The 22,210-nt window shown below is 65.6% G+C and carries 20 protein-coding genes; 13 read left to right on the forward strand and 7 right to left on the reverse strand.

Annotation, left to right across the window (positions count from 1 at the left end; genetic code table 11):
• Window positions 1-4: 4 nt before the first annotated feature.
• Window positions 5-640, reverse strand: a complete 636-nt coding sequence (locus tag JF66_RS02720) for a DedA family protein (RefSeq protein ID WP_051973039.1) — start codon at window positions 638-640, stop codon at window positions 5-7.
• Between the two features lie 62 nt (window positions 641-702).
• Between JF66_RS02720 and pabB the strand changes: the two genes are divergently transcribed.
• The 4 genes from pabB to JF66_RS02740 all read left to right on the forward strand — a co-directional run bounded on the left by pabB (window position 703) and on the right by JF66_RS02740 (window position 8,028).
• Window positions 703-2,184, forward strand: coding sequence for an aminodeoxychorismate synthase component I (pabB, locus tag JF66_RS02725; RefSeq protein WP_051973040.1), 1,482 nt, complete (start codon window positions 703-705; stop codon window positions 2,182-2,184).
• Between the two features lie 146 nt (window positions 2,185-2,330).
• Window positions 2,331-4,859 (forward strand): leucine--tRNA ligase, encoded by a 2,529-nt coding sequence (gene leuS, locus JF66_RS02730; RefSeq protein WP_051973050.1) that lies wholly within the window; start codon window positions 2,331-2,333, stop codon window positions 4,857-4,859.
• A gap of 113 nt (window positions 4,860-4,972) precedes the next feature.
• A complete protein-coding gene (locus JF66_RS02735) occupies window positions 4,973-5,644 on the forward strand; it encodes a helix-hairpin-helix domain-containing protein (protein WP_081882097.1) in 672 nt (223 codons plus the stop codon).
• On the forward strand, window positions 5,641-8,028 hold the full coding sequence (locus tag JF66_RS02740; RefSeq protein WP_051973041.1) for a ComEC/Rec2 family competence protein: 2,388 nt from the start codon (window positions 5,641-5,643) through the stop codon (window positions 8,026-8,028). The genes JF66_RS02735 and JF66_RS02740 overlap by 4 nt, the downstream gene beginning before the upstream one ends.
• Before the next feature lie 23 nt (window positions 8,029-8,051).
• On the opposite strand, the gene JF66_RS02745 is transcribed toward JF66_RS02740, so the two are convergent.
• A complete protein-coding gene (locus JF66_RS02745) occupies window positions 8,052-9,440 on the reverse strand; it encodes a polysaccharide biosynthesis protein (RefSeq protein WP_231556262.1) in 1,389 nt (462 codons plus the stop codon).
• A gap of 183 nt (window positions 9,441-9,623) precedes the next feature.
• Here JF66_RS02745 and holA point away from each other — a divergent pair, with 183 nt between their 5' ends.
• Window positions 9,624-10,670, forward strand: coding sequence for a DNA polymerase III subunit delta (gene holA / locus JF66_RS02750; RefSeq protein ID WP_035874851.1), 1,047 nt, complete (start codon window positions 9,624-9,626; stop codon window positions 10,668-10,670).
• A 16-nt stretch (window positions 10,671-10,686) separates the two neighbouring features.
• Here the strand turns inward: holA and JF66_RS02755 are convergent, their stop codons facing one another.
• From JF66_RS02755 to JF66_RS02765, 3 genes are all read right to left on the reverse strand, one after another.
• Complete coding sequence (locus JF66_RS02755; RefSeq protein ID WP_156109625.1) at window positions 10,687-11,298, reverse strand: hypothetical protein; 612 nt, start codon at window positions 11,296-11,298, stop codon at window positions 10,687-10,689.
• A 129-nt stretch (window positions 11,299-11,427) separates the two neighbouring features.
• Complete coding sequence (gene rpsT / locus JF66_RS02760) at window positions 11,428-11,691, reverse strand: 30S ribosomal protein S20 (protein ID WP_035874857.1); 264 nt, start codon at window positions 11,689-11,691, stop codon at window positions 11,428-11,430.
• A gap of 137 nt (window positions 11,692-11,828) precedes the next feature.
• The gene (locus JF66_RS02765; RefSeq protein ID WP_081882098.1) at window positions 11,829-12,617 is read right to left on the reverse strand and encodes an alpha/beta fold hydrolase; all 789 of its coding nucleotides are present in this window, start codon (window positions 12,615-12,617) and stop codon (window positions 11,829-11,831) included.
• 63 nt (window positions 12,618-12,680) lie between these two features.
• On the opposite strand from JF66_RS02765, the gene JF66_RS02770 reads away from it, so the two are divergent.
• From JF66_RS02770 to hemW, 4 genes are read left to right on the forward strand one after another with little or no spacing between them, the layout of a single operon-like run.
• Window positions 12,681-13,892, forward strand: a complete 1,212-nt coding sequence (locus JF66_RS02770; protein WP_035874860.1) for an amidohydrolase — start codon at window positions 12,681-12,683, stop codon at window positions 13,890-13,892.
• Between the two features lie 59 nt (window positions 13,893-13,951).
• Window positions 13,952-15,808 (forward strand): translation elongation factor 4, encoded by a 1,857-nt coding sequence (lepA, locus tag JF66_RS02775; RefSeq protein ID WP_035874862.1) that lies wholly within the window; start codon window positions 13,952-13,954, stop codon window positions 15,806-15,808.
• A gap of 4 nt (window positions 15,809-15,812) precedes the next feature.
• On the forward strand, window positions 15,813-16,460 hold the full coding sequence (locus JF66_RS02780) for a DUF1990 family protein (RefSeq protein WP_035874864.1): 648 nt from the start codon (window positions 15,813-15,815) through the stop codon (window positions 16,458-16,460).
• Window positions 16,461-16,464: 4 nt separating this feature from the next.
• Window positions 16,465-17,688, forward strand: coding sequence for a radical SAM family heme chaperone HemW (hemW, locus tag JF66_RS02785; protein ID WP_035874869.1), 1,224 nt, complete (start codon window positions 16,465-16,467; stop codon window positions 17,686-17,688).
• A gap of 6 nt (window positions 17,689-17,694) precedes the next feature.
• On the opposite strand, the gene JF66_RS02790 is transcribed toward hemW, so the two are convergent.
• Both JF66_RS02790 and JF66_RS02795 read right to left on the reverse strand, forming a co-directional pair.
• On the reverse strand, window positions 17,695-18,087 hold the full coding sequence (locus tag JF66_RS02790) for a DUF4870 domain-containing protein (protein WP_035874872.1): 393 nt from the start codon (window positions 18,085-18,087) through the stop codon (window positions 17,695-17,697).
• A 96-nt stretch (window positions 18,088-18,183) separates the two neighbouring features.
• Window positions 18,184-18,612 carry a DUF4870 domain-containing protein gene (locus tag JF66_RS02795; protein ID WP_035874874.1) on the reverse strand — a complete coding sequence of 143 codons (429 nt, stop codon included), beginning with the start codon at window positions 18,610-18,612 and terminating at the stop codon, window positions 18,184-18,186.
• 175 nt (window positions 18,613-18,787) lie between these two features.
• On the opposite strand from JF66_RS02795, the gene hrcA reads away from it, so the two are divergent.
• From hrcA to JF66_RS02815, 4 genes are all read left to right on the forward strand, one after another.
• Window positions 18,788-19,819, forward strand: coding sequence for a heat-inducible transcriptional repressor HrcA (gene hrcA / locus JF66_RS02800; protein ID WP_035874878.1), 1,032 nt, complete (start codon window positions 18,788-18,790; stop codon window positions 19,817-19,819).
• An 85-nt stretch (window positions 19,820-19,904) separates the two neighbouring features.
• Window positions 19,905-21,014, forward strand: a complete 1,110-nt coding sequence (gene dnaJ, locus JF66_RS02805) for a molecular chaperone DnaJ (RefSeq protein ID WP_035874881.1) — start codon at window positions 19,905-19,907, stop codon at window positions 21,012-21,014.
• A 17-nt stretch (window positions 21,015-21,031) separates the two neighbouring features.
• Window positions 21,032-21,772 carry a 16S rRNA (uracil(1498)-N(3))-methyltransferase gene (locus tag JF66_RS02810; protein ID WP_035874884.1) on the forward strand — a complete coding sequence of 247 codons (741 nt, stop codon included), beginning with the start codon at window positions 21,032-21,034 and terminating at the stop codon, window positions 21,770-21,772.
• Between the two features lie 19 nt (window positions 21,773-21,791).
• Window positions 21,792-22,169, forward strand: coding sequence for an HIT domain-containing protein (locus JF66_RS02815; RefSeq protein WP_035874887.1), 378 nt, complete (start codon window positions 21,792-21,794; stop codon window positions 22,167-22,169).
• Window positions 22,170-22,210 lie beyond the last annotated feature (41 nt).

Genomic DNA, 22,210 nt, shown 5'->3' on the forward strand with positions numbered 1-22,210 from the left:
CCGGCTAGTCCATGTGTCGGGACTCGCGGCGGTGCAACCATTTCTTGAGCAGCACGACGGCGAGCATGAAGACGGCGATGGCTCCAACAAAGAAATATCCCGCGAGGTGAAGCTCGGTGCTGAGCTCACGGTATCCGCCGGCCGCCGCCGAGGCGACGGAGACGTAGGCGAGGGACCACAGGACACACGCCGGCACCGTCCAGGCCATGAACGTGCGATAGCGCATGGAGCTCATGCCGACGGTGATCGGGATCACGGAATGCAAAACGGGAAGAAAACGGGAGATGAAGACAGCGAGCCCGCCCCGGCGTTCCAGATACGTCTCGGCACGCTGCCAATTGGCCTCGCCGATTCGGGTACCCAGGCGGCTGCGCCGAATGTACGGACCGAAGTGACGACCGAGGGCGAAGCCGATGCTTTCCCCGGCTAGGGCGCCCACCACGACTGCGCTGACCAGCGCCACATATTCGGTGGGAGTGGCCACCGCCGTGCTGGCGACGATCACGATCGTGTCGCCCGGAACGACGAGTCCCACCAGAACGGATGTCTCAAGCAGCATGCCGAGCCCGGCCAGGGTCGTGCGAAGGACGGGGTCGACGCTGGATACGGTCCCGAGAATCCAGTTGAGCATGTCATTCATCCACTCCAGCTAGGTGTGGTTCGACGAGCATGCATGGGCACTTCCACGCCTAGGCTGGAGGGGTGACTGGACAGATCCAAAGTATTCCCCTGCCGGAATGGTGGGATCCGGAGCGCGTCTTTCAGACCCTGTACTCCGATCACCCCTATTCCTTCTGGCTCGATGCCGGTGCGAACGCTGTCTCGGGCCGGAGCTACCTTGGAGTCGCCACCGAGCACTCGCGTTTCGTCACGGCGTCGGTGGCCGACGGGACGGTGCACGTTGTCACGCCCGGGGCCCCGGGTGTCGAGGGCGTGACCATGCGAACGACGATCTTCGATTTTCTTCGGAGTGATCTTGCCGGTACAGCGCGCCCGAGGGCTACTTCTCCCGGCGTCGACGACCCGGCCAGCGGGGGCGACGATATTTTCGACGGGTCATTTCGGCTTGGGTGGGTCGGCTGGCTTGGCTACGAACTCGGGTCCCAAACCGTGGGCAGCCCCGTCCACAGTGCCGGCCACCCTGACGCGGCCCTTCTCATGGTGGACCGCGCCATCATGTTCGATCACGGCACGCGCACGGTCACGTTGCTGGCCCGATTCGGTGCCGAGCAACCGATTCAGGACTGGGCCACGGAGGTGGAATTCGCGCTGCAGACGACGCCGGAGAGGCCGCCGGCGGGACCCCCGGCATCCGCTGTCGCCCGCTGGCGTCATTCCCCGGAACGGTACGCCGAGCTCATCGCAGAGTGCCTCGTCGCCATCCGATCCGGGGATGTCTACCAGGTGTGCCTCACCAACGAGATCCGAGTGGACGGAGCTGTCGATCCGGTAGCGGCCTACCTGCGACTCCGAGAGAGCAGTCCGAGCCATCACGGTGGGTTGTTGCGTTTTGGCCAGACCGCTCTCCTGAGCGCGTCACCGGAGCAGTTCCTCCAGGTGACGCCGCACGGAGAGGTCCGCACGAAGCCCATCAAGGGCACGCGTCCTCGATCCGTGGATGCTGTCAGGGACGGAGACCTGGCACGGGAGCTTCGATCCAGCGAGAAGGAACGCGCCGAAAACCTGATGATCGTCGATCTGATGCGAAACGACCTTGGTCGGATCGCCGAACTCGGCTCCGTTGCCGTGTCGAAGCTTCTGGCGGTCGAAAGCTACCGACACGTTCATCAACTGGTCAGCACGATTGAGGCTCGTCTGGCGGCTGGAGTGACCGGGGTTGACGTCGTCGCGGCGTGTTTCCCAGCGGGCTCCATGACCGGCGCACCCAAACACAGTGCCATGGGCATCATCGACCGGCTTGAGGGCGGTCCACGCGGGCTCTACGCCGGGGCCTTCGGCTATTTCGGCCTGGACGGCGCCGTCGATCTCGCGATCATCATTCGCAGCATTGTGCTCAGTCCCGCGGGTGCATCCATCGGCACCGGCGGAGGGATCACGGCGCTCTCCGATGCGCGCGAGGAAATCGAGGAAACCCGGATCAAGGCTGCCGCGCTCCTCCTGGCCCTCGGTGCGGCTCCCGTCTCGCCGGACCGGGGGTCAGCGACAGGCAAGCGCGGTGAGTAACCTAGAGGGGTGGACGCCTTTACCGGGCGCACTCACGCGAGCCCCGGCTCGTCCCCACCGCAATGAATGAGAGCCCCGTGGCACACGAGCACGACACCGTCCCTTTGCACGACACCGTCCACCCGCACGAGGACAGTGACGAAGAGATGTACGACTTCGCGGCCATTCAGGCCAAGTGGCAACCGATCTGGGAAGACCTGAAGCCGTTCAGCACGAGCGACGCCGACGACACCCGACCGCGCAAGTACGTGCTGGATATGTTCCCGTACCCGTCGGGCGACCTGCACATGGGGCATGCGGAGGTCTACGCTCTCGGCGACATTGTGGCGCGCTACTGGCGCCACCAGGGATTCAACGTGCTCCACCCCATCGGCTGGGATTCTTTTGGCCTGCCCGCCGAAAATGCCGCCATCAAACGCGGCATTGACCCGCGCGGCTGGACCTACGACAACATCGCCCAGCAGAAGAAGAGCATGAAGCTCTATGCCACGAGCTTCGATTGGGACCGCGAGCTGCATACGAGCGATCCCGAGTACTACCAGTGGACCCAATGGCTGTTCCTGCAGCTGCACAAGAAGGGCCTCGCTTACCGGAAAGACAGCTGGGTCAACTGGGACCCGATCGACCAGACCGTGTTGGCGAACGAGCAGGTGCTCGCTGACGGCACGTCTGAGCGCAGCGGCGCCGTCGTGGTCAAAAAGAAGCTCACCCAGTGGTACTTCAAGATCACCGACTACGCCGACCGACTGCTCGACGACCTCAATCAGCTTGAGGGCAGCTGGCCGGCCAAGGTGCTCAACATGCAGCGCAACTGGATCGGCCGGTCCATCGGAGCGGATGTCGAGTTCGCGATCGAGGGACGGGACGAACGGGTCACCGTGTTCACCACCCGCCCCGACACCCTCTTCGGCGCCACCTTCATGGTCGTCGCGCCGGACAGCGACCTGGCCGCAGAACTCGTCGCCGGTTCGACCCCCGAGGAGCGGGAAGCCTTCCAGGCCTACCTCGTTCAGGTGCAGCGCAGCACCGAGATCGAGCGTCAGGCGACCGACCGGGACAAGACAGGTGTGTTTCTCGGCCGCTACGCGATCAACCCGGTCAACGGAGAACGCCTGCCCATCTGGGCGGCCGATTACGTGCTCGCCGACTACGGCACCGGCGCGATCATGGCCGTACCGGCGCACGACCAGCGTGACCTCGACTTCGCCCGGGCGTTCGACCTCCCCGTGCGGGTCGTCGTCGACACCAATTCACCGGCCACCGGCATGATACCGGTGATCACCCAGGCCATGATCGACGGCACGGAAGAGCTGCCGGCGCTTGACCCGCTCAGCACCGGCATCGCCCTGGCGGGCGAGGGCCGCCTGATCAACTCCGGCCCCCTCAACGGCCTGAGCAAGACCACGGCCATCAAGCGCATCGTCGAACAGCTCGCCGGCGATGGGCTCGGCCGTGCCGCGAAGAACTACCGTTTGCGAGACTGGCTCGTCTCCCGCCAGCGGTATTGGGGCGCACCGATCCCGATCATCCACGGCGCCGATGGCTCCGAGATTCCGGTGCCCGAGGACCAGCTGCCCGTGCTGCTGCCCCCGGCGGAGGGTCTCGATCTGAAGCCCCGTGGAACCTCGCCGCTGGGCGGCGCCGCCGACTGGGTCAACGTGCCGAACCCGATTGACGGCACTCCGGCGCGACGTGATGCTGACACCCTGGACACCTTCGTCGACAGCTCGTGGTATTTTTTGCGGTTCCTGAACCCGAATGATGCCACCAAGGCCTTCGACCGGTTGGAAGCCGAGAAATGGGCCCCGGTCGACCAGTACGTCGGGGGTGTCGAACACGCCATTCTGCACCTGCTCTACGCGCGCTTCATCACGAAGTTCCTGTTCGATGAGGGCTACGTCAGCTTCACCGAGCCGTTTACCGCGCTGCTGAATCAGGGCATGGTAATTCTCGACGGTGCGAAGATGTCAAAGAGCAAGGGCAACCTCGTCTACTTCACCGAGGAAATCGAACGCCACGGCGTCGACGCCGTGCGACTCACGATGGCCTTTGCCGGTCCCCCCGAAGACGACATCGACTGGGCGGACGTATCCCCGGTGGGCTCGGCCAAATTCCTTGCCCGTGCTTGGCGTGTGGCGCGGGACGTGACGAGCTCCCCGGACATCGACTGGAAATCGGGTGACGGCGTTCTGCGTCGGGTGACCCATCGGTTCCTGGCCGATGCACCGGCGCTCGTGGAGTCCTTCAAGTTCAACGTTGTCGTGGCCCGACTCATGGACCTCGTCAACGCCACCCGCAAGGTGATCGACACCGGGGCAGGCCCGGCGGATGCCGCGGTGCGCGAGGCCGCCGAGGTGACGGCCATGGCCCTCAACCTGTTCGCGCCCTATGCGGCCGAGGACATGTGGCAGCACCTTGGCTACGAGCCCTGCATCGCCCTGGTCCTCTGGCGGAAGGCCGACCTCACCCTGCTCGTGGAGGAGTCGGTGACGGCGGTTGTGCAGGTGGACGGCAAGATGCGCACGCTGCTCGAGGTGTCACCGAAGATCTCGGGGGAGGATCTTGAGAAGATGGCTCGTGAGGCCGTTCCGGTGATTCGTTCGATTGGCGACCGCGAGATCGTTCGCGTCATCGTTCGGGTACCCAAACTCGTGTCCATCGTCACGAAGGCGTAAGCGAACGCTTCTGCCGGCGTCGAGTCTTCCTCCACAGGCGCGCTGACCGACGCCGGCTCACAGACCTGACCTGGCCTGCGGCGAGACCGGGCCCTCCCGCCTAATCTGTCGGGATGCAGCCAGAACCCCACGATGACCTCGCCCGGCTGAGCCCCCGGGCCCGCATCGCCCAACGCGGACGCCTGGGCGTCGGCGCCGCCATCGTGCTGCTGATCGCGACCCTGGTGGCGGCGGTCGTGATCTCGGCCGTGACCCAGCCGGCGGAGCGTCCGATTGGGGCGGGGCCGAGCCCGGCTGTCAGGCCACCCACGTCCGCCTTCAGCATGGCTCCTGCCGACGATTCAGTGCCGCCGACGATCTTCGTGCACGTTCTCGGATCAGTCCATAACCCCGGGCTCTTCGAGGTGGCCGCCGGGGCTCGTGTGATGGACGCGGTCGCGCAGGCGGGTGGCCTCACCGAATCGGCGGACCAGGCCGGGATCAATCTTGCCCGGCTCCTGGCCGACGGGGAACAGGTCTACGTTCCGGCAATCGGCGAGTCCCCGGCGGTGCCGATAGCCGGGGATGGCCAGGGGCAGGTTGGCTCACCCCCTGCCAAGGTGAATATCAACACGGCTGCGGCGGCCGATCTCGACACGCTTCCGCACGTCGGACCGATGATGGCTCAGCGCATCATCGATTACCGTACGGCCAACGGTCTTTTCAGCAGCGTCGACGACCTCCGCAACGTCACCGGAATCGGCGACAAGACGTTTGAGTCGTTGAAGGACCTGGTCACGACGTGAGCCACGACCTGCGGCTGGTCGCACCGGCCGCCGCCGCCTGGTTGACGTCGGGAATCCTGATCGCGGTCCCCGATCTGAGCGTACCGGCGGCCGTGGCCTGCTGGATTGTGGCCGTGGCGAGCCTGGGGACGATGCTGGTGATACGCCGACCGAGATGGCGAACGCTGTGCGGCGCGCTGGTCGTCTGCGGCGCTGTTGCGGGCCTGGTGGCCGTTGTCGTCGGCGTCACCGCGTCCGCACGTCTCCCGGCGAGCCTGCGTGACGCCGCGTCGGGCCACCAGACCGTGACCATCACGGCGACCGTCTGGTCCGTACCGGTTCCTGCGAGGAGCTTCGGACGATCCAGCTCGGTTGATGGTGGTAGCGCACGTTTTCGCGCCACCATCGCGAGTATCAGCCATCGGGGAGACACGACGATGGTCTCCGTGCCGATCGTGGCCTTCGCGCCGACACCGGTGGGTTCGTCGCGTACCCTGGCGATCGGGTCGACGGTGCGACTGATCGGCACGCCCCGTGTGACGGATCCGGGAGACAGCGCGGCGGCGCTGTTCTTTTCGCACTCTCGGGCCGAGGTCGTTGCCGAGGCGCCGTGGACGCTGTCGTGGGCGAACGACCTGCGGTCAGGGTTCTCCGTGGCCGCAGCCACGTTGCCCGGAGAAGGGGCCGACCTGCTCCCGGGACTGGCGATCGGGGACACGAGTGCGGTCACGCCCGAGCTGAACGACGCCATGAAATCCAGCGCGCTCAGCCATCTCACTGCCGTGTCGGGAGCGAACTGCGCCATCGTCATCGCGTCGATCATGCTGCTTGGTGCCGTGCTGGGGCTCCGACGCTGGGCGCGGATCGCGTTGTCGCTTGCGGCTCTCCTCGGATTCGCCATCCTGGTGACGCCAGAACCGAGCGTGCTGCGTTCGGCCGTGATGGCCTCGGTGACTCTCGTCTCGATCGGAATCGGGCGCCCGGGGCGCGGCGTGGCCACTCTCGGGCTGTCCGTGGTCATCCTGCTGGTCAGTGATCCGTGGCTGTCCCGCAATTATGGTTTTGCCCTGTCGGTGCTGGCCACGGCCGGACTGCTGGTCATCGCCGGTCCACTCGCCCGTGCGTTGTCCCGATGGATGCCGACAGCGCTTGCGCTGATCATCTCCATTCCTTTCGCCGCGCAGCTCGCCTGCCAGCCCGTTCTCCTGCTTCTGAATCCGTCGATTGCGCTGTACGGGGTTCCGGCCAACCTTCTGGCGGCGCCCGCCGCCCCGATCGCCACGGTGATCGGCCTGATCGGGTGTCTCCTTCTTCCCGTGCTGCCGGGCGTCGCGCGCGGTCTGATCGCGGCGGCGTGGGCGCCGTCGGAATGGATCGCGGCCGTGGCGACGACCAGCGCGGCGCTGCCAGGGAATCGGCTGCCGTGGCTCGAGGGATTCGCCGGCTTTCTGCTGCTGTCCCTCGGTACGATTCTGGCCATCGCTCTGCTGCTGCGCCGCCGCGACGGTCGCCGCCGTCGCTGGCCCGCGGCCGTTCTGGCCGTGTTGCTGGCCGGCGGGGGCGGTTATGCCGGGAGTCTTGCGGGAGCGGGGCTGGGGCGCACTCTTGCCTTTCCCGACCGGTGGCAGATAGCGGCCTGCGACATCGGGCAGGGCGATGCCGTGCTTGTCAGAGACGGCGAGCAGTATGCGCTCATTGATGTCGGTCCGGATCCAGCGCTCCTCACGGAGTGCCTTGAGGGGCTCCACGTAGCCCGCATCAACCTGTTGGTTCTCACGCACTATGACCTTGACCATGTGGGTGGTCTGGATGCCGTGATCGGACGCGTCGATCATGCGCTCGTCGGGATCCCCGAGAACGCCCAGGACGCGGGCCTGCACGAGCGCCTGGCGGCCGGCGGGGCCGACGTTCGGCAGTCGGCCCGGGGCGACTCGGGTAGCCTGGGCAGCCTGGCCTGGCGCATCCTCTGGCCCGTGTCCGGATCGACGCGAATGCAGACCGGTAACCCCGGCAGCGTCACGATCGAATTCGAGGGCGGAGGCCTTCGTTCGATCTTTCTCGGCGACCTGGGGGAGGAGGCCCAGGACGCTTTGCTGCGGGCATCGCCGCCGGGCAGCGTCGACGTCGTCAAGGTGGCGCATCACGGGTCCTCCGACCAGAGCGCAGCCCTCTATGAAACCCTCGCGGCCCGGGTGGGTCTGATCTCCGTGGGTTCAGACAACACGTACGGGCACCCGACTCAGCGCCTGCTCGATATTCTGCGCGGGGTCGGAACGGAGATCGAACGCACCGACCTGGAAGGGCTCGTCGTGGTGGCGCGTGCCGACGACGGTGCACTCAGCGTGTGGTCGGAGCGGGTTGCGTCGGCGGACCGGCTGTCCCAGGCATCGGCGAGAGGAGGATGAGTTGATCTGCCGAGGCGGGTACATCACCGGACGGAGTCTCCGCTCAGTGGTGCCTCTGAGGCGACGTCCTGCGCGGCCGTTGCGCGGCGCAGGGCGAGGTCGCGGTACACGTACCAGAGGTTGGGGAAGATCTGGCAGATCAGCACAGCCGCGGAGGCGCCCGCCACGGCCCCCGCCGCGCCCCACAGCGGGATAAGCATGAACGAGAGACCCAGGCTGATGGGGACCATCACGATGACGGGTATCACCTGGAACCGAAGTCCCTTTCGGTCCGTCATGTACATTCCGAACGGGTACTTGGCGGCCTGGAGGCCCACGAACACCACGAACATCACTAACAGCAGCGGGTCGAGAACGATCTTGCCGCTCGAGACGAAACCCGCTACCCAGGGGGACGCCAGGGCGAGAATGGTGCCGAGGGTGAGGCCACCCAGCAGAAACCACAGCGTTGGAGCGAGCGGAGACTCCACGGAGCCCGTTGACCGCGCCCGGGCGTAGATGGGCCAGAGCGCCACGCCGGCCGCCGCGATGGTCTGCAGCACGATGCCGAAAAGCTGGGACGCCAGGTTGTAGGTGGCAAGCTCGTGGCTGGTGGACAGGTGTGCGAGAAGCAGACGGCCCGTCTGCATGGAGAGGGGCATGGCCAGCATTTGAACGAGCATCGGCCAGGCCAGGCCCAGCGCAGGCACGCTGCGCACGCTGCGCAGGCGCGGTATCTCTCGAATTGCCCGGCCCACCTGAGGCGCGAGGGCGCGGCTGGCCATGAGAAGGCAGACGGCGGAGACCAGTCCGCTGGCGATGTAGGAGAGAACGGAGATGTAGGTGCCGGCGGGCACGGAGAATGCGATGAGAAGGGCTATCGACAGCAGCATGAACGGAGCGATGATCGACTGGCTTGCGACCTGGGCGCTCGTCTTCCGAAGCCCCACCAGCAGTCGCTGGCCCACGGTGAGGGGCAGCACGAGTCCGAAAACGGCCAGGCATGCCGCCGCCGCGAGACTTCCTCCGTCGGGGAGGAGGCCGGCACCGAGGAGTATCGGCCACCACCCCAGCAGGTAGAAGCCCACGGCGGCCGCCACGATCAGGGTGCCGGACACCAACAGGATACGGAAGGCAGTCACGATGACGCGGCGCACATACGCGTCGGTGCGCACGGAATCCGAGCCGGACACGGCATTGATCACCACCGCGGCAATGCCCATATCGGCGAAGGGCAGCAGGGCCGGCAGGGTGGTGAGCAATCCGTATTGGGCGTACGCGTCCGTGCCGAAGTTCGCGATGATCAGTCGACCGGTCAAGATGCCGAGCACGCCCGACAGCCCGACGACGAGGATCTTGGCGGCTGCAGTGGTTCCGACCGTCGCCAGCATGCCGCCGGGACGGGCCCGCCGGGAAGACACCTGCTTGGTCACAACACCCTCGACTTCGACCTGGACACGAACCGATCACTCATACTCCGTGTATTCATAGCAGGAGAAGTCGCCGAAAAGAGGGCGAAGGCCGCCGATTGCGCTCGCCCGCCCGCGAAGTGGGGGTGGCCGGCGCGGCGTCGGTGAGGGCGGGTTAAGCTGGACATTGCAGTCGAAGGGAACGGCATGGTCGTGAAAGCAACAGCAGGTCGGTCCGCAGCCAAGGGAAAGGCGGCTGCCGCCAAGACAGTGATCGCGCAACTGGCCTGGCATCAGGTTCGGCCCGCGCCGATCGTTCTTGTATCGGGTACCGAGACGTTCCTGGCGGAGCGCGCCATCCGCCAACTTCGGGATTTTCTGAAGCTCGAAGACCCGAGTCTGGAGATCAGCGACGTGCAGGCGGACAGCTATGCGCCGGGGGAACTGCTCACGCTGGCCAGTCCGTCATTGTTCGGTGAACCCCGCCTGATCAGGGTGAGTTCCGTCGAGAAGTGCAGTGACGTGTTCCTGGCCGAGGCCCTGGACTACCTGAGCAATCCGGCTGAGGACACGTATGTCGTGCTGCGGCACGGCGGGGGAGTGCGCGGTAAGCGTCTTCTGGACAGCATCAGGGGCGGGGAGGGCGGTGGCATCGAAGTCGTGTGCACCGAGCTCAAAAAAGACACGGAAAAGTATGAGTTCGCCTCCGCAGAATTCTCAGCCGTGGGAAAACGCGTCACGGCCAGCGCCCTGCGCTCCCTCGTCGCAGCATTCTCCGACGATCTCGCCGAGCTGTCGGCGGCGTGCCAACAGCTCATCTCGGATGTGACGAGCGAGATCACTGAGACGACGGTCGATCGTTACTATGGCGGCCGCGTCGAAACGAATGCCTTCAAGGTCGCTGACGCCGCAATTGCGGGACGGAACGGTGAGGCCCTGCTCACCCTGCGCCATGCCCTCTCCTCCGGGGCCGATCCGGTGCCGATCGTGGCGGCCTTTGCGAGCAAAATACGCACCATGGCCAAAGTCTTCGGCGCCCGAGGTTCCTCGGGCCAGCTTGCGTCGTCGCTCGGTCTCGCACCGTGGCAAGTGGAGCGAGCGCAGCGCGACCTGCGCGGCTGGACAGACGAGGGCCTCGCGCGGTGTATCGAGGTCCTGGCCGAGACGGATGCCGGTGTCAAGGGTGCAGGACGAGACCCGGTCTTCGTGCTCGAACGCTTGATCGGCGTCATCGCCCGCCGCGGCCAGGGCTGACGTCCGCTCGGAGCTGCTACCGGTCAGCGACACCGATCGTGATGCCTGACCGCTGCAGGTAAAGCCAGATTCCCTTGTCGAATTCCGGATTGCCGCAGATGTCGGCGGTCACGCGAATGGGGAGTGTCGATGACCCGCCCGAGAGGTCGGCAGGTCTGGCCTGTGCCTCAAATGACCCGGGCAGCGTCGGGCAGTACTCCAGGATGACCCGCCCGGTGGGGTCCGAGAACTGCACCGTTACCGTCTGCTCCGGCGCGGGGACGAACAGTCGTGCCGTCACCATGCCGAGCACCAGAACGAGCCCGGTTGCGGCAGCGACGCCGGCCAGACGCAGCGCGAGGCGCCGCCGCCCGCTTGGGTGCGGCGCTCCTAAGGTCGGGCCGCCCCGCGAACCAGGCGCGGCCGAGCCGGCATAGAGAGCGGTACTGGTCAGAAGCAGGCCGAGGGCGATGGTGCCGAGGACCGTCCACCCGCTGTCCTGTGCGCCATTGAGTGGCACGAGCAACAGGCATGCCGTGAGGAGCGCGGCGCCCGCGGCTGCGAGAATGCCGCGATAGCGGGCCTGGCTGCGCGGGGGGACCTGTGCGTCGGGCGCTCGCGGAGCTGGATCATTTGCTGAACTCATCACGGCCAAAGTGTAGCGGGATGGTGCGGTGCCTACGCAGCCCGAACGGGGGCCCAGTGCCCGACCACCGGGCACAAAAAAGCCCCCGCCGTGAGGCGAGGGCTTCTGCGCTCGGATGAGCGATGAGGAGGACTAGACGAGAGCTGAAACAGCCTTCGCGATTGCCGACTTCTTGTTTGCTGCCTGGTTCTGGTGGATGACACCCTTGCTGACGGCCTTGTCGAGCTTCTTCGACGCGATGCCGAGGCTGACGACAGCCTTGTCCTTGTCACCAGCGGCAACAGCGGTACGAGTCGCGCGGATGGCCGACTTGAACTCGCTCTTGACCGACTTGTTGCGCTCCTGAGCCTTCTTGTTGGTGCCGATTCGCTTGATCTGCGACTTGATATTTGCCACGTTTATACGCTTTCGTTAGATTCTGGTTGGGATGCCGCTGAGCGATAGAGGGCGCTGCTACGGCGATAATCGTATGGGGTGGGACCCAACACGCAAGTCAACGGCCAACGATACCAGCAAGTTGGCCGCTTCGACAATCACGCGGCGGAATCCCCGAAACATTTGCGCTCGGTCAGCGTCTGAGCGACGGCGGTCAGGTGCTCGCTGAAGAGTTCGGGTTGCACGAGGCTGACCAGGTGCGTTGCACCCGGCACCACGATAAGCGTCCCGCGTCGGCAGGCCGCGAGGAACCGGTGCTCGTGAAGTCGGAAGTGGTCACGGGACCCGTTGATCAGCCAGACGGGGCCGGGGTAGGCCGCGAGGCTGCGCAGCGGTGTCAAGCGTCCTGTTGCCCGCAGGCCGGCATCCATCACGTCGAGGGCGACTCCACCCGCCATCACGTCGAGCGCGCCCTGCTGCGGCAGGAAGGCCCGGGCGATCGTTCTGTGCAGCAGGAGGCCTCGATCCGGCAGCCGACGGATGCCGCGGGCCAGCGCACGATAGCCCCCGAGGAGCGGACCCCGCGGAAGGGCGCTGCAGGAGGACGCCACCAGCCCGATCACTCTCTCGGGGTGGGTGGCCGCATAGTCGATGGCCCAGTACCCGCCCAGGGATAGTCCGACGAGCATCACTCGTCCGCCGAGAGACGTGACGCCCTCATCGATGGCTCGGCGCGCCGCCACCGCGGTGAAGGGTTCGCCCAACCGGGACCCGTGGCCCGGGAGGTCCACGGCAGCCACGGTGTGGCCACGCCCTCGAAGAACGTCGATCTGGTGCCGCCACATCGACGATGATGTGCGGATGCCGTGCACCAGTAACACGGAGACGGGTACGGCGTCCGACGTCGAGGCCCTACTGGGCTGTGGCGCATCTCCCGGGGAGTCCATGCGGCCAGCATAGCCACCTGCCCGCTCACACCGGCCCCGGGTGAAGATGCATAGTCTGGAGTGATGACTCCAGTGACTGCAATCATCAATGCCCATGTCGTTCCCGTTGCGAGTGCCGCCTTCGACGGGGGTACGGTTCTGCTGCAGAACGGACGGATCGTCGAGCTTGGCACCGACGTGACAATCCCCGCTGACGCGACGGTCATCGACGCCGCCGGCAAGTGGGTGCTGCCCGGTTTCATCGAATCGCACGGCCATGTGGGCATTCACGAAGAGGCCAACGGATGGGCGGGTGACGATACCAACGAGATGACCGGTCCGAACATGGCGGCGGTGCGGGCCCTCGATGCAATCGACATCGATGATGAGGGATTCCGCGATGCCCTCGCGGGAGGCATCACCACCATCGTGGTCAAGCCGGGATCGGGCAATCCGATCGGCGGGCAGTCGGTGGCCATCAAGAGCTGGGGCGGTCGCACCATCGACGAACAGGTGATCAGCGACGCGGTGAGCGTGAAATCCGCCCTCGGCGAGAACCCGAAGCGGGTCTACGGCGACAAGAAGCAGACTCCGAGCACCCGGCTGGGCGTGAGCCTCGTGATTCGAGAAGCGTTCATCGCGGCCCAGGACTACGCCGCCGCGCGTGACGCGGCCGCCGAGAAGGGCGAGCCGTTCACTCGCGACCTGGGCAAGGAGACCCTGGCGCGTGTGCTGGCCGGAGAGCTCGCGTGGGACCAGCACGTGCACCGCCACGATGACATCGCCACCGCCATCCGGCTCGCAGACGAGTTCGGCTACCGTCTCGTGATCAACCACGGCACGGAGGGGCACAAACTCGCCGATGTGCTCGCCGAACGCGGTATTCCGGTTATCTACGGCCCGCTGTTCACTGCCCGATCCAAGGTGGAACTGCGTGACCGGGCATTCTCGAACCTCGTGGCCCTGGCCGCCGCCGGCGTGCAGGTAGCCATCACCACCGACCACCCCGTGGTTCCGGTCAACTTCCTCGTGCACCAGGCGTCCCTCGCCGTGAAGGAAGGGCTGCCGGTGCAGACGGCGCTTGAGGCCCTCACGGTCAACCCGGCGCTGATTCTCCGGCTGCACGAACGGGTCGGATCGCTCGCTCCCGGGCTGGACGCCGACGTCGTCATCTGGTCCGGAGACCCGCTCGACGTGAACTCGCGTGCTGAGCTGGTGCTCATCGGTGGGGTCGAGGTCTACCGCTGGAGCGACGGTCGCGGCCAGGTCACGGAACGCGCCAGTCGGTTCTCCTAGCCGGTCTCGCACGTGGCGCGTAAGCGCGCCGGGTGCGGACATGAAAGAATGGGAAAACTATGTCACCGAGAGCCCTTCAGGCGCTTGAACCCGCCGCCACGCCGCCCGAGTTCATCCGCAACTTCTGCATCATTGCCCACATCGACCACGGCAAGTCGACGCTGGCCGACCGGATGCTGCAGATCACCGGCGTCGTGGACGACCGGTCCATGCGAGCACAGTACCTCGACCGCATGGACATCGAGCGCGAGCGTGGCATCACCATCAAGAGCCAGGCGGTGCGTATGCCCTGGGAACTGGATGGCAAGACCTATGCCCTGAACATGATCGACACCCCCGGGCACGTGGACTTCACCTACGAGGTGTCACGGAGTCTGGCCGCCTGCGAGGGCGCGATCCTGCTGGTCGACGCTGCCCAGGGCATTGAGGCGCAGACGCTCGCCAACCTCTATCTCGCGCTCGAAAACGACCTCACGATCATTCCGGTGCTGAACAAGATCGACCTGCCGGCCGCGGACCCCGACAAGTATGCCCGCGAGTTGGCAAGCCTCATCGGCGGCAAGCCCGAAGACGTGCTCCGGGTGTCCGGCAAGACCGGCGCCGGCGTTTCCGAGCTCCTCGACCTTGCGACACGGTCCATTCCCGCCCCGTTCGGCGATCCCGACGCCCCGACGCGTGCGATGATTTTCGACTCGGTGTACGACAGCTACCGCGGCGTCGTCACCTATGTGCGCATGATCGACGGCAACCTGGGCCCGCGCGAGAAGATCCAGATGATGTCGACGCGCGCTACGCACGAGATCCTCGAAATCGGCGTGATCTCCCCGGAGCCCACGATCAGCAAGAAGGGCCTCGGCGTCGGTGAGGTCGGCTACCTCATCACCGGCGTGAAGGACGTGCGCCAGTCCAAGGTCGGCGATACCGTCACGACGGCCAGCCGGCCGGCGACCGAGGCGCTGCCCGGATACACCGAGCCCCAGCCCATGGTCTTCTCTGGCCTGTATCCCATCGACGGCAGCGACTACCCGGCCCTGCGTGAGGCCCTCGACAAACTCAAGCTGTCGGATGCCTCCCTCGGGTACGAGCCGGAGACATCCGTCGCCCTCGGCTTCGGGTTTCGCTGCGGCTTTCTCGGACTGCTCCACCTGGAGATCATCACCGAGCGTCTCGAGCGCGAGTTCGGGCTTGACCTGATCACGACGGCTCCGAGCGTGCCGTACGAGGTGACGACAGACGACAAGAAGACCGTCACGGTCACCAACCCGAGCGAGTTCCCCAGCGGCAAGATTGCCAAGGTCGAGGAGCCCATCGTCAAGGCGGCGATCCTGGCTCCCAAGGACTACGTCGGCGTGATCATGGAGCTCTGCCAGACGCGCCGCGGAACGCTGCTCGGCATGGACTACCTCGGCGAAGACCGGGTGGAGATCCGCTACACGATGCCTCTGGGCGAGATCGTGTTCGACTTCTTCGACAACCTCAAGAGCCGCACGGCCGGCTACGGCTCGCTGGACTACGAGCCGATCGGTTCGCAGGAGGCCGACCTCGTGAAGGTCGACATTCTGCTGCAGGGCGAACAGGTGGATGCGTTCAGCGCGATCGTGCACCGCGACAAGGCCTACGACTACGGTGTGCTCATGACCGGCCGGTTGCGCAAACTCATCCCGCGCCAGCAGTTCGATGTGCCGATCCAGGCCGCTATCGGTGCCCGCATCATCGCCCGCGAATCGATCAGCGCAATTCGCAAGGACGTGCTGGCCAAGTGCTACGGCGGCGACATCTCGCGCAAGCGCAAGCTCCTCGAGAAGCAGAAAGAGGGAAAAAAGCGCATGAAGATGGTCGGCCGTGTCGAGGTGCCGCAGGAAGCCTTCATCGCCGCCCTCTCCGGCGACGAGCCCCCCAAGAAAGAAAAGAAGTAGAAGCATGCGTCGAGCCACTTTCACCGATGCGGCCGTGACCTATGGGGCCATCGGCGGCACCCTGGCGCCCGACCTCCTGCAGTACCCACCCACAGGCCACCGGCCCATGGAACGCAGCGTACGCCTCGGCAGCGGGGCCGAGCGGTTCGAGGTGGCCTCCAAGTTGCTGATGACCTGGGGTGTTCAGCGGCAGAGCGGCATGAACGTTACGGACCTCGAAGCGGGAACGGGGGTGCAGTACACGCCGGTGGAGTTCGCCTCCGACGGAACGCCACTGCCCGCCCGTCCGGCCCTGACGGACGAATCAACGTTCGCTGATGACGGCACACCGTACATCGTGAACGGGATGACCGCCCAGCTCGAGATCAAGGTGGGTCCATTCACGGTGAAGGCGCCGGTTCGCGTGGTGTACGTCATCGCCGAGGTCAATCGGGTGGGCTTCGCCTATGGAACGATGACGGGACATCCCGAGAGCGGAGAGGAATCGTTCATCCTGGACAGGCGAGACGATGATTCTGTCTGGTTCACGCTTCGTTCGTTCTCGCGTCCGAGCACCTGGTATTACCGTCTCGCCGCACCCTTCCTTCGGTTCCAGCAGGAGCGATTCACCCGGCGGTATCTGCGCGCCCTTCATCCGGTCGGGGCGTTGTAAGCCCGTGGCCGGTGCTCTTCCCCTCGGCGACCCAGCGCCCGCCGACGGACTCCTTCCCTCAGTCGCGTCGATTGGCGCATCGGAGCGCGACTTCGGGGTCTACCTGCACGTTCCCTTCTGCAAGGTGCGCTGCGGGTACTGCGATTTCAACACGTATACGTCCACCGAACTTCGCGGCGTGAAACAGAGCGACTATGCGAGCCAGGCCGTGCTGGAGATCCAGGCTGCCGGTCGCATCCTGACCGATTCCGGCCTGCCGCCGAGGCCGGCGTCCACCGTGTTCTTCGGGGGTGGCACGCCCACGCTGCTTCCGGTCACCGACCTGGCCAAGATGCTGGCCGCCGTGGGTACGGAATGGGGTCTGGCCCCGGGGGCCGAAGTTACGACAGAGGCCAATCCCGATTCCGTCGACGCGGCCTACCTCGCCTCGCTCCGGGAGGCCGGTTTCACGCGGGTGTCCTTCGGCATGCAATCGGCTGTGCCGCGCGTGTTGGCCACGCTGGAACGCACGCACGACCCCGAACGTGTTCCCCTCGTCGTCGAGTGGGCGCGCGAAGCGGGCCTCGACGTGAGCCTCGATCTCATTTACGGCACTCCGGGGGAGTCCATCGATGACTGGAGGGCGAGCCTCGAGCACGCCATCGACCAGAATCCCGACCACCTGAGCGCCTACTCGCTCATCGTCGAGGAGGGCACGAAACTCGCACGACAGATCCGGCGCGGCGACGTGGTGCCGACCAACGATGACCAGCAGGCGGAGTTCTACGAGCTCGCGGATGAACTCCTGGCAGCGGCGGGCTACCACTGGTACGAGGTGAGCAACTGGGCGAAGGACGCCGCACACGAGTCGCGCCACAACCTGTCGTACTGGCGCAGTCAGGACTGGTGGGGTGTCGGCCCCGGCGCTCACAGCCATGTCGGCGGCGTGCGCTGGTGGAACGTCAAGCACCCCGCCGCCTATGCGGAACGGGTGTTGTCCGGGGTGTCTCCGGCTGCAGGCCGCGAGACCCTGGATGAAGCCACCCGGGAGCTCGAACGCATCCTGCTGCTCAGCCGTATCCGCACCGGTATCCCGATCGCGTCGTTGTCGGCACCCGGTCGCCGGGAGGTCGCCGGCCTGATTGCCGACGAGCTGATCAACGCGAAGGCTGCGTTGTCCGGCTCACTCGAGTTGACCCTCACGGGGCGGCTCCTCGCCGACGCCGTTGTTCGGCGGATTACCGACTAGGTGTGACTAGCTCACGAATCTCAACGACAGCGGGTAGGTGTATCCCTCGCCGCGGTTGGCGGCGAGGGCCGCGATGATGCTGAACACCACGATGATGATCCAGATGGCGAACGCGGTGAGGGCTCCGATCGCGATGGCCAGCAGCGCGGCAGAAATAGTCAGTCCGATCGCCATGGTGATCTGAAAATTCAACGCGGTCGCGGTGTGCGCGCGGATGAACGGTCCGCGGTCCCTGAGCAGTAGATATCCGATCAGCGCCGGTACGCAGTTCAGTAATGGTACCCAGCAGAAGAAGATGCCGCCGACGTGGATCAGCGTCGCCCACAGCTTCTCATCGGCAGGGCTGAGTGGAGCCCCGGTGGACTGGTACGGGTTGACAGGCGGCGTGGCGTCGGACATGCGGTCTCCTCGATCGGGCACCGGGCTGTGGCGGTGTGCCACCGGCTCAGCAAGCGTACCCGGCCAACATTGACCGCAGGTGTCCTGCGCGACGGGCTACTTGATCAGACGCAGTGAAATCGGGTAGCGGTAGTTGCCGCCGTTCTTCACCGTCGTGAATCCGAGGATCGAGAAGACGACGTTCACAATCCACAGGGCGAATCCGAGGAACGAGAACAGAATGCCGATACCGAACGTGACAATCGCCAGGAACGTTCCGAGGAAGAACACGGCGAAGTAGACGATCAGAAAAGTGATCTGAAAGTTCAGCGCCTCTTTCGCCTCAACGTCTGTCAGGCGTCCGCGTTCCCGGAAGACGAGCCAGATGATGAGGGAGGGAAGGAACCACAGGATTCCGCCCAGGTGAGCAAAGGAGGCCCACTGGCGGTCTTCGGCCGCTGTGAGTGGTGTGACCGTCGCATAAGACGGTGGCTGCGGTTGTCCAGGATTCGGGTCTGGGGGAACCTGCGCGTTTGGATCGCTCATGACAATGCCTTTCACACTGAATGGGAAAAGAACCACCTCACTGCATAATGTACTGCCGCCCCGGTCGGGGGGCAATGGGTGATCTTCGAGAAGGCGCGATATGATTGGCAGTCAGGTAATGCGAGTGCCAACCCCGTGAGCTCGTCCACGCAGTCAGAACCGAGAGGCGGTCATCATGGTTTCCGATCGTGGCCTTGATGTGCTGCGCGTCATTGTTCAGGACTATGTCGCATCCCGTGAACCCGTCGGCTCCAAATCCATCGTCGACCGGCACGCGTTCGGAGTGTCGGCCGCGACGATTCGCAACGACATGGCACTCCTGGAGGAGGAGCAGCTCATTGCCGCTCCACACACCTCGTCGGGGCGGATCCCGACCGACAAGGGATATCGGGTATTCGTCGACCACCTCGCCGACCTGCGCCCGCTGTCGCCAGCCCAGCGGCAGGCCATCGAAACCTTCCTCGGTCACTCTGCGGACCTTGACGAAGTCCTCGTGCGGAGCGTGCGTCTCCTGTCGCAGCTCACGCACCAGGTCGCCCTGGTTCAGTACCCCTCGCTGTCGCGCTCGAAGGTTCGGCACATCGAGCTGGTGTCGCTGACGGACACGCGCATCCTGTCCGTCCTCATCACGGATTCCGGGGCGGTCGAACAGCGGGTCATCGATCTTCCGCGCGCCGTGGACGAGTCCGCGCTCAGCGTGGTGCGTGCCAGGTTGCTGAGTGCCATCGTCGGGTTGAGCATGACGGATGCCGCGGCCGCCCTCGCCGCCGATGCGCCGGTCGAGTCCCGCCCCGATTCCCCCGAGCTGCAGAACGTGACGGAGCTCATCGCGAACACCCTCCGCGAGCAGGTCGGGGCCAACAAGCAGAACAAGCTTGTGATGGCCGGTGCCGCTAATCTGGTGCGCACGGAGGAAGATTTCACGGGGAGCATCTACCCGGTTCTGGAAGCCATTGAGGAGCAGGTCGTGTTGCTTCGTCTTTTCGGTGAGATGGCCACCGATCAGCATGGGGTCTCGGTGAGCATCGGCCGGGAAAACGCCCCTTTCGGACTGGCGGAAACCTCGGTTCTCACGAGCGGGTACAGCTCAAATGGAAACCTCGCGCGCCTCGGCGTCCTCGGGCCCACTCGGATGGACTATTCCAACAACATGGCTGCCGTACGAGCCGTCGCACGCTACCTTTCCCGCCTGCTGGGCGAGAATTAGGCTTCACCACCCCGTCATCACAGACCGTCACTCGATCAGATGAACTGATCAACCAATCTCAACAGATCAACAAGGAGAGCCACCTTTGGCTGACCACTACGAAGTCCTCGGCGTAAGCCGCGATGCGTCCACCGATGAAATCAAGAAGGCGTACCGTCGCCTCGCCCGTCAGCTGCACCCTGACGTCAACCCCGGGGCGGATGCCTCGGAAAAGTTCAAGAGCGTCACCCACGCCTATGACGTGCTCAGCGACCCGAAGCAGCGACAGAAGTACGACCAGGGCGGCGGGCAGAACGGCGGCGGGTTCGACGGACAGAACTTCGGAAACTTCGGGGACATCTTCGAGACCTTCTTCGGCGGCGGCGGGGGATCAACCCGCGGTCCGCGGTCGCGGCGCGAGCGCGGCCAGGACGCTCTGATCCGGGTCGAGCTGGATCTCGCGGATGTCATCTTCGGTACGCATCGGGACCTTGAGGTCGACACCGCGATTCTCTGCGAGACCTGTAAGGGTTCCTGTTGCCGGCCGGGTACGTCTCCCGTGACCTGCGACATCTGCCGCGGGACCGGCAGCATCCAGCGCGCCGTCCGATCACTTCTGGGCAACGTCATGACGAGCAGCCCCTGCGGATCGTGCCGCGGGTTCGGAACCATCATCGCCACACCGTGCACCACCTGCTCCGGGCAGGGACGCGTTCGCGCGCGCCGCACGGTTCCGGTGGACATCCCCGCCGGCGTCGACACCGGCCTGCGCCTCCAGATGCCCGGCAGCGGCGAGGTCGGTCCGGCCGGCGGACCCAACGGCGACCTGTACCTCGAGATGAAGGTGCGTCACCACGACGTCTTCAGCCGCGACGGTGACGACCTGATGTGCTCGCTCGAAGTGCCCATGACAAGCGCTGTTCTCGGCACCACCGTCACGGTGAAGGCCCTCGACGGTGATATCGAGGTCGAACTGCGCCCGGGAGTGCAAAGCTCCGAGATTCTCACGGTGAAGGAGCGGGGTGTGACCAAACTGCGCGGCTCGGGACGTGGCGACCTTAAAATCGGCGTCCAGGTCGTGACGCCAACGCGACTCGATCACAAGGAGCGTGACCTGATCGAGCAGTTCGCGGCCCGTCACTCCGCGCCCGCGCCCACGCTCAGCCACTATCAGCAGGGCTTGTTTGCCAAGCTTCGCGACCGCTTCCTCGGTTAGGGAGCGGGAAAGCCAGCGTGGCTAATTTCTATCTCGCTCCCGAGCTCCGGGCGAACGAGTGCCCGAGCGGCTCCGTGGTGAGTGTGACGGGGACCGAAGCCCGGCACGCGGTGACCGTAAGTCGGATCCGGCCGGGCGAACGTCTGCTGATCGGGAACGGCGCCGGGCTCATGCTCTCCGGCACTGTCGTGTCGGCCGAACCGGCCGAGTTCACGCTCCGAGTCGACACGGCGACGGACACGCCGGCCGTGACGCCGCGCATCCGTCTCGTCCAGGCTCTGGCCAAAGGCGACCGGGACGAGCTGGCCGTCCAAGCCGCGACGGAGCTGGGTATCGATGGGGTCATCCCCTGGGCCGCGGCGCGCTCCGTGTCCCGTTGGGAGGGCCCGAAGGTACGAAAGGGCCAGGACCGCTGGACGAGCATCGTACGCGAGGCCAGCAAGCAGTCCATTCGTGCCTGGCTGCCCGAGGTGGGTGACCTGTGCACCACCAAGCAACTCGCCGCGCTGGCGGCGACGACGCACATGCTCCTGCTGGAGCCGTCCGCCACGATCCGCCTGACCGAGGTGGCGCCACCGATCGACGACCGGGACATCGTGCTCGTCGTGGGGCCGGAGGGCGGAATCGCGCCCGGCGAGCTGAGCCTGCTGGAGCAGGCCGGTGCGACACAGGTTCGGCTTGGCGACACCGTCTTGCGCACGTCGACGGCTGGACCGGCCGCGCTGGCAATCCTGAATGCGGCCCTCGGCCGCTGGTAGTCGCGCTTAAGATAGAGATATGTCTTCTCAGGGTGCCGAACCGTCCATCTTCAGCCGCATCATCGCCCGCGAAATACCCGCGACGATCGTGGCCGAGACCGACCGCCTCATCGCCTTCGAGGACATCGCCCCGCAAGCGCCGGTGCACGTCGTCATCACCACGAAAGACCCGCAGTATCGCAACGTCGTTGAACTGGCGGCCGGTGACCCCGGGCTTCTGGCCGAGCTCGTGCGGGTGGCGCAGACGATTGCGGATGAACGCACGATGGGGCAATTCCGCTTGGTGTTCAACACGGGGGCTGCCTCCGGGCAGACCGTGTTCCACGTGCATGCGCACGTGCTCGGCGTCGTGACCGTCGCTGATGCTCTCGGAGAGGGGTCTCTTGGTTCCCTCTGATCCTGGCCAGTCCGAATCCGCGCAGTTGCGCCTGCATGTTG

The sequence above is a fragment of the Cryobacterium sp. MLB-32 genome (assembly GCF_000738085.1).
GTDB lineage: Bacteria > Actinomycetota > Actinomycetes > Actinomycetales > Microbacteriaceae > Cryobacterium.

Bases quoted from the DNA above. Each gene is read 5' to 3' on its own strand.
- JF66_RS02770 (WP_035874860.1), top strand. From the start codon at position 12,681: ATGACTCCAGTGACTGCAATCATCAATGCCCATGTCGTTCCCGTTGCG.
- JF66_RS02795 (WP_035874874.1), bottom strand. From the start codon at position 18,612: ATGAGCGATCCAAACGCGCAGGTTCCCCCAGACCCGAATCCTGGACAA.
- JF66_RS02780 (WP_035874864.1), top strand. From the start codon at position 15,813: ATGCGTCGAGCCACTTTCACCGATGCGGCCGTGACCTATGGGGCCATC.
- JF66_RS02815 (WP_035874887.1), top strand. From the start codon at position 21,792: ATGTCTTCTCAGGGTGCCGAACCGTCCATCTTCAGCCGCATCATCGCC.
- JF66_RS02790 (WP_035874872.1), bottom strand. From the start codon at position 18,087: ATGTCCGACGCCACGCCGCCTGTCAACCCGTACCAGTCCACCGGGGCT.
- holA (WP_035874851.1), top strand. From the start codon at position 9,624: ATGGTCGTGAAAGCAACAGCAGGTCGGTCCGCAGCCAAGGGAAAGGCG.
- leuS (WP_051973050.1), top strand. From the start codon at position 2,331: ATGTACGACTTCGCGGCCATTCAGGCCAAGTGGCAACCGATCTGGGAA.
- lepA (WP_035874862.1), top strand. From the start codon at position 13,952: ATGTCACCGAGAGCCCTTCAGGCGCTTGAACCCGCCGCCACGCCGCCC.
- JF66_RS02765 (WP_081882098.1), bottom strand. From the start codon at position 12,617: ATGGACTCCCCGGGAGATGCGCCACAGCCCAGTAGGGCCTCGACGTCG.
- JF66_RS02720 (WP_051973039.1), bottom strand. From the start codon at position 640: ATGAATGACATGCTCAACTGGATTCTCGGGACCGTATCCAGCGTCGAC.
- hrcA (WP_035874878.1), top strand. From the start codon at position 18,788: ATGGTTTCCGATCGTGGCCTTGATGTGCTGCGCGTCATTGTTCAGGAC.
- JF66_RS02735 (WP_081882097.1), top strand. From the start codon at position 4,973: ATGCAGCCAGAACCCCACGATGACCTCGCCCGGCTGAGCCCCCGGGCC.